Source organism: Streptosporangium sp. NPDC003464 (genome assembly GCF_053588315.1).
This window is the reverse complement of record NZ_JBSFPS010000395.1, coordinates 1-6,400: the sequence shown is the minus strand read 5'-3', so window position 1 is coordinate 6,400 and position 6,400 is coordinate 1. Positions and strand designations below refer to the sequence as shown.

The 6,400-nt window shown below is 74.0% G+C and carries 3 protein-coding genes and 1 pseudogene; all 4 read right to left on the bottom strand.

What is annotated here, in order from left to right; all coding sequences use genetic code 11:
- A pseudogene (locus ACWDS7_RS45385) lies at window positions 1-636 on the bottom strand (cysteine--tRNA ligase); the annotation flags it as partial.
- Window positions 637-677: 41 nt separating this feature from the next.
- On the bottom strand, window positions 678-2,525 hold the full coding sequence (locus tag ACWDS7_RS45380; RefSeq protein WP_306864064.1) for a sigma factor-like helix-turn-helix DNA-binding protein: 1,848 nt from the start codon (window positions 2,523-2,525) through the stop codon (window positions 678-680).
- A 49-nt stretch (window positions 2,526-2,574) separates the two neighbouring features.
- Window positions 2,575-4,632 (bottom strand): UvrD-helicase domain-containing protein, encoded by a 2,058-nt coding sequence (locus tag ACWDS7_RS45375; protein WP_451934345.1) that lies wholly within the window; start codon window positions 4,630-4,632, stop codon window positions 2,575-2,577.
- Window positions 4,633-4,635: 3 nt separating this feature from the next.
- The gene (locus tag ACWDS7_RS45370; protein WP_451934344.1) at window positions 4,636-6,384 is read right to left on the bottom strand and encodes a hypothetical protein; all 1,749 of its coding nucleotides are present in this window, start codon (window positions 6,382-6,384) and stop codon (window positions 4,636-4,638) included.
- Between the last annotated feature and the right edge of the window lie 16 nt (window positions 6,385-6,400).

Here is a 6,400-nt window from a genome sequence, read left to right as displayed (position 1 = left end):
GCCCCAGGGGGCCTGCCAGGTCATCTCGTGGTCGGCGGGCTTCCACAGGGCCCAGTCGGCGTGGAAGCGCTTGCGGGGGTCGACGCCCTCGACCCGGTGGCCGGGCCTGAGCCGGTCGAGCCGGTTGCCGGAGATCTCGCCGTAGGACGGGAAGGAGGTCGCGTCGTAGAAGACCGACCCGTCGGGTGTCGGGTAGGCGTGCCCCTTCTCGATCAGCTTGACGATCAACTCGATCATCAGGTCGATCGTCTCGGTGGCCCTGGGGGAGTGCTCGGGCGGCCGGATGTTCAGCGCGGCCGCGTCGGAAAGGAAGGCCGCCTCGTGGAACCGTGCGATCTCCAGCCCGCTCCGGCCCTCGGCCCGCGCCTGGGCCAGGATCTTGTCCTCGCCGCCGGGATCGATCTCGGCGTCGTCCACCAGGTGCCCGACGTCGGTGATGTTGCGGCAGACGACCACCCGCACCCGCTGCCGTTCGCTGACCCGCCTGATCAGGTCCGACAGCACGTACGACCGGAAGTTGCCCAGGTGGGCGTGGCGGTAGACGGTCGGCCCGCAGGTGTACATCCGCATCGACCGGGCCCCCTCGGGGAGGACCGGCTCGACCTGGCGGTGCCGCGTGTCATACAGCCGTAGCATCCTTCGACCCTATTCTCCGCCGGGGTCCTGGAGGAAGATTCTCAGGCGGGGCCCTCCAGGAAGGCGAGGATCTCCCGGTCGCCGCGGTCGCGCAGGCGGGCGATGACCTCCTCGCGGGTGCAGCCGTCGGCCAGGCCGATCCGGGCGCCGATCAGGCGGATGCCCTCGGCCTCGGAGGCGACCGGGGCGGTGTAGCCGATCAGGTAGAGGGCCCGGTTCAGGGCCGGCAGGCCCGGGGCCGCGGCGGGCAGATAGCGGGTCAGGAGCTCGCCGCCGTCGGAGACCGTCAGGAAGACGTGATCCCCCTCGGAGGCGTTGGAGGCGACCAGGATCGGGCGGATGGAGCCCATGGTCGGCTGGTTGTGCCAGCTGATCACCACGTCGCCCGACGGGGTGGAGGCGGTGAGCTGGCCCCCGGGGGCCATGCCCAGGTGGGCCGCGAAGCCGGTCGGCAGCGGGGAGCCCGAGCCGCGCAGGTGCTCGGCGTTGACGTCCACCCGGTGCCACCAGCGCCCGTCGCGGCTGCGGAAGCAGCGGCGGGTCGCCGAGACGTCGCGGCGCGGCTGGTAGTCGGCCTGCTCGGCCCCGGCCACCCGGATCCACCCGCGCTGGGTGCGCTCGAAGCCGGGCCCGCCCGCGTAGGCGCGGACCGAGCTCTCGCTCACGTCGTAGCGCGAGGTCAGGTTCGTCACGATCGTGTTGACCGACGCCTCGCCGTTGGACCGCTCGATCTCCCGGACGATCATCTCCCTGATGCCCAGGTACTGCTCGCCGCCCCAGCGCGACAGCCCGTACTTGTTGCGGTCGAGCCGGAGGAAGCGGTCGTCGGCGGTGAGCTGGTTGCGGATGCCGACGAGGCTGTAGTCCTCGCCGATGCGCTCCTGGATCTCCTCGGGCGTCAGCGCGCCGCCCGCCACCGCGAGCACCGCCTCGGCCTTGTCGTTGACGCTGCGCGGCCACGGCACCACATGGCCTTCGAGGACCCGGAGCTGGGGCACGGCGATGAGCCACCGCTCGGCCACGTCCTCGCGGATGCCGAGCTGGCTGACCAGCGTGACGGCCTCGTCGAGGGGGCGCGGCCCGTCGGTGAACAGCTGCCGGGTCTTCTCCCGCAGCTCGTCGGCGCCGCCCGCCACCAGCCAGCCGTCCACCTGGTCGTAGCCGGTCAGCAGGGTCCGCACGAACCGCCAGGCCGGGATGCCCAGCGTGGCCATGTCGGTGCGGTGCCACGGCACCGCCGCGGCCAGGTCGTCGGCGGGCACGGCGGAGCCGAGCCGGCCCCGCAGCCAGGACACGTGGGCGACCAGCGGCGCGGCGTCGTCGCCGGCCAGCCAGGACTCGACGTGGTCGCGCAGGTCGCGCTCGATCTGCCGGATGCGCTCCCTGGTCACCGAGAACCGCTGGGCCAGGTCGTCGAGCGTGGCCCGCTGCGAGGCGTAGAGGCGGTCCCTGGCGATGGCGCGCTGGCGCTCGTCCAGGGCCGCGAAGACCTCGTCGATCAGCTCGGGCAGCGGCCGGTCCGGCCGGGAGGGGCGGACCTGGGCGACGCTCTCCTCGGTGACGGGTTCGAGCAGCCGTTCGAGCACGCCGGTGAACAGCTTGTGCACCACCTCCCGGCCGAGCCCCTCGGGGGTGCGGACGCTCTCGGCCGGGTCGGCGAACCTGAGCAGGGGCAGGACGTCGCCGAGTGTCAGATGTCCCCAGCAGGCCAGGGCGAGATCGGCCAGACGTCCGGCGACCTCTGAGGTCCCGATGGTGGAGCAGGCCCGGTCCAGCGGAAGTGCCTGCCACCACGCCTCGGGGAGACGGGGGTCGGTTGCGATCGGCGCTACCTGGCCGGGAGAGGTCCAGCGCAGGGGTGGCGCGATGTCGCTCAGGCTGAGGTTCATTGGGGTCCAACCGGCAAAGGGGAATATATCCGCAGTTCAGAGTATGTGATCAGGTAGGAAGGAACGGACTGGCCCGTCCGGAGTAGGAGACGTACAGCAGTTCCCTGGCCCGGGTGCAGGCCACGTAGAGCAGGCCGCGCTCGCGCTGGAGGTCGTGCGCCCGCGCCGAGGGGTCCTCGTCGGCGGGGGTGAGCGAGTCGGGAGGCGGCACGGTCCCGTCGGCCACGCCGATCACGGCGACCCGCCGGAACTCCAGGCCCTTCATGCCGTGCAACGTCGTCACTCTCACCCCCAGATCACGCAGGGCGGACCGGGCCTCGCGCACGAGGCCGGCGGTCCTGGCGGCCACCCCGATCTCCTGCGGCGGCACACCCTCCTCCACCCACTGTCCCACTTGTGTGGCCAGACCGGTCAGCTCTTCCTCCGGTGAATCGTAGGCTCGGACCATCGGCCGGTGCCCGTGCCGGGTGGCCTGGAAGCCGTACAGCTCCTGAACCCCCTCCACCAGCCCGTCGGCGGGTCCGCCACCCCGCAGTCGCACCCCCCAGGAGAGGATCTCCTGCGGAAGCCGGTATGACACCTGAAGCCGGCGTTGGACCGCGTCGATCCCGACGGAGCCCAGCGACACCCGCGTGTCGAAGATGCGCTGGTGCGGGTCGCCCACGACGAACAGGTCGTCGCGGGCGTGCGGCACGGCCGCGCGCAGCAGCCGCCACTGCGCGGGGTGCAGGTCCTGCGCCTCGTCCACCACGATGTGCCGGTACGGCTCCCGCCTGGGCGCCGTCTCCTCCAGCAGGTCCCCTGTCGTCTGGCCCAGGAGCGCCGACGCCTCGGCCGTGAGCTGGAGCAGGGTGCGCTTGCCGCGCTCCCGCAGCTGCCCGGTGACGTGCTCGACGGCCCGCCACACGGCGGTCCGCTCCGGACCGGTGAGCTCGACGCTGCGGCCGGGGCGCGGGGCGGTCAGATACTCCTCCAGGGTCCGGAGGTTCTGCGCCAGCACCACCTGCTCCCACTCGCGCAGCAGGAACGCCGGGCTGTGGCCGGTGTCGGTCTCCTGCCAGAGCGCGGTCAGCTCGGCGGCGCCGGCCAGCACGGGCGAGCGGCCCTCGGCCTCGGAGACGATGCGGTGGGCCAGCCGGTCCACGTTGCCGACCTCGACCCGCTTGCGCGCCGTCTCGTCCTCGATCAGCAGGTCGAGCCGGGCGGCGAGATCGGCGCTCAGCCCCTGCGAGAAGGTGACGAGCAGGATCTGGCCGCCGCCGCGCTCGGCCAGGAAGGCCGAGCGGTGCAGGGCGACGAGGGTCTTGCCGGTGCCGGCGCCGCCGGTGACCAGCATCGGCTGCTCGTAGGACTCCCAGCGGGCCAGCCGGTGCTGCGGCGGATGCAGGAACACGCACCAGTCCGGCGCGTCGAGCACGTGGTTCAGCTCGCGCGGGCTGCCGACGAAGACGGCGCGGTCCGGGCTGCGCACGAGCGCGGCGGCGAAGTCGTCGGGGTCGACCGGGTCCCCGGTGGCGGCGACCGCGCGGCAGGCCTCCAGCTCCCGCCAGGCCCCGGCCATCGACTCGCCCCTGGCCAGCGCGGCCAGCGGCCCGTACTGCGTCGGGGGCAGCAGCGGCTCCAGCGCCTCCAGGATCAGCTCGTCGGTGATCTGCCGGACGAGCGGCAGGAACCGCCGGTCGATGCCCAGCTCGGCCAGGTCGGTGTCACAGGTGTCGGCGAACAGCCGTGCCGGGGAGGACTCGGCCGCCCTGCGCACCGCGGGTCCGACCCGCTCCAGCGCCGCGGTGTCCCACACCTCGACCACGCCCAGCGCGCTGTTGACGCCGTAGCGGTGGCGCCGCGCGTAGGCCCACGCCTCGGCGTCCGGCAGCACGGTCAGCAGCCAGTAGACGTCCCGCTGCTTGACCGCGACGCCGCGGTGCCCGGCGGCCAGGCGGAGGGTGACGAGCCGGGGGTCCCCGGCCCCCCTGACCCGCTCCGGGTGCGGCGCGCCCGCCACGTTCTGCATGAACCGGCGCACGGCGACGACGACGTCCCGGCGCACCGGCTGGGCCAGGGCGCCGAGTTCCGCGGGGAACTCCGGGGAGATCGCGATTCGGGGCATCGGCTAGGCCAGCAGGGACAGCAGGTCGCGGTCCCCGCGTTCCCGCAGCCGGACGAGAAGGTCGGGCAGCCCCACCGGGCCCGTCATGCCGATCCGGGTGGCGATGACCCGGCCGGCCTGCTCGGGGGTGCCGCCCGGCGCGGTGTAGCCGACCAGCCGCAGCGCCTGCGCGGTCGGCTCGACCCCCTTGCCGGCGGCCGGCAGGTGCCGGGCGCGCAGGACCCCCTCGTCGGACAGCGTCAGGAACAGGTGGCTGCCCTGCTTGGCGCCCACGTCCGCCAGGAGCGTCCTGAGCGACTCCACGACGGGCCGCTCCCGCCAGCTCAGGGTGAGCTCGCCCACCGCGCTGGTGACCGTACGGCCGCCGCCGGGCGACATGCCCAGGTAGGCGGCGAACCCGCTGGGCAGCGGGCACTCGGCCCCCTGGAGGTGCTCGGGGGTGATGTCGATCCTGAGCCACCAGCGGCCGTCCGGCTGCCGGAAGCAGCGCCGGGTCAGCGAGACGTCCTTGAGGGGCCGGAACGGCGCCTTGCCCGCCTCCCCGCCGGGAGGGCCGGAGGATCTGCCGGGCAGCTCGGCCTTCTCGACGCTCATGGTCCTCTCGGCGCTGCCGGCCTTCTCCGGCCCCTTGGCCTTCTCGGCGCTCTTGACCTTGGCCGCCGAGCCGTTCGCCCGCTGGCCGGCGCCCAGGATGCGGAGCTGGGGGACGTTCTCCAGCCACTCCTTCGAGACCTCGGGGTGGATACCGAGGGAGGTGACCAGGGCCAGGGCCTTGGTCATGGTCAGCGGGGGCTTGGCGCCGCTGATCACGTCGCGGGTGTGGTGGCGCAGCTCGGTGATGTCGCCCTCCACCAGCCACTCGTCGACCAGGTGGTATTCGGGGAGGCTGGCCAGCACGAACTGCCAGGCGGGCACGTCGAGGGAGTGGAGCTCGTGCTCGTGCCAGTCGGCCGCCGTGATCAGGCGCGCCTTGGGCGCCGCCTTGCCGAGGACCCGCTTCACCTCGGCCAGGTGCTCCCGGTAGGGGGCGGCCTCCTCGGAGCCGAGCCACGCCGCGAACCGCAGGCGCAGGTCGTCCTCCAGCTCGCGGATCACCTCGGGCTGCACCGCGAAGAGCTTGGCCAGCGCCTCCACCGTCGCCGGTTCGTCGCTGAACAGCCTGTTCTGCGCGATGGCCCAGCTCTTGTCCTCCAGGTTGGCGAAGGCGCCGTCCACCAGCGCGTGGACGCTCTCCGCGGGCCGCCGGGCCTCCCGGCCGGCCCCGGCGGACGCCGCGACCGGCTCCCGACCCACGTCCGGCTCCCGGCCCGCGTCCGGCTCCTGGCCCGCGTCCGGCTCCTGGCCCGGGGCGGGGACCTCCTCGGACTCCAGCGCGGCCCGGGCGGCCGGCACGGCGGCGTGCGGCGCGGGGGCGTCCCCGGTCTCCGGCGCGGCTCCGGCCTCCGGCGAGTCCCCGGCGTCCGGCAGGGCTCCGGCGTCCAGTCCCGCTCCGGCGTCCGGCGAGTCCCCGGCCTCCGGTCCGGCTCCGGCGTCCGGCGCGGGCACGCACTCCGGCTCCTGGTCGGCCGTGGGCTCCGTCCCGGCCGCGGGCTCCCGGCCGGCCACCGCTGCCGCCGCCGGCTCCGGGGCGGTCGCGGGCTCCGGCTCGGCGGGCTCCGGCCCGGAGGTGAGGGCCGCGGCCCCGGCCGGGGCCGCGCCGCGGGGGATGACGAAGGGCTGCATGTGGAGGTAAAAACCCAATATGATTATCACAAGAGGGATCCTTCAT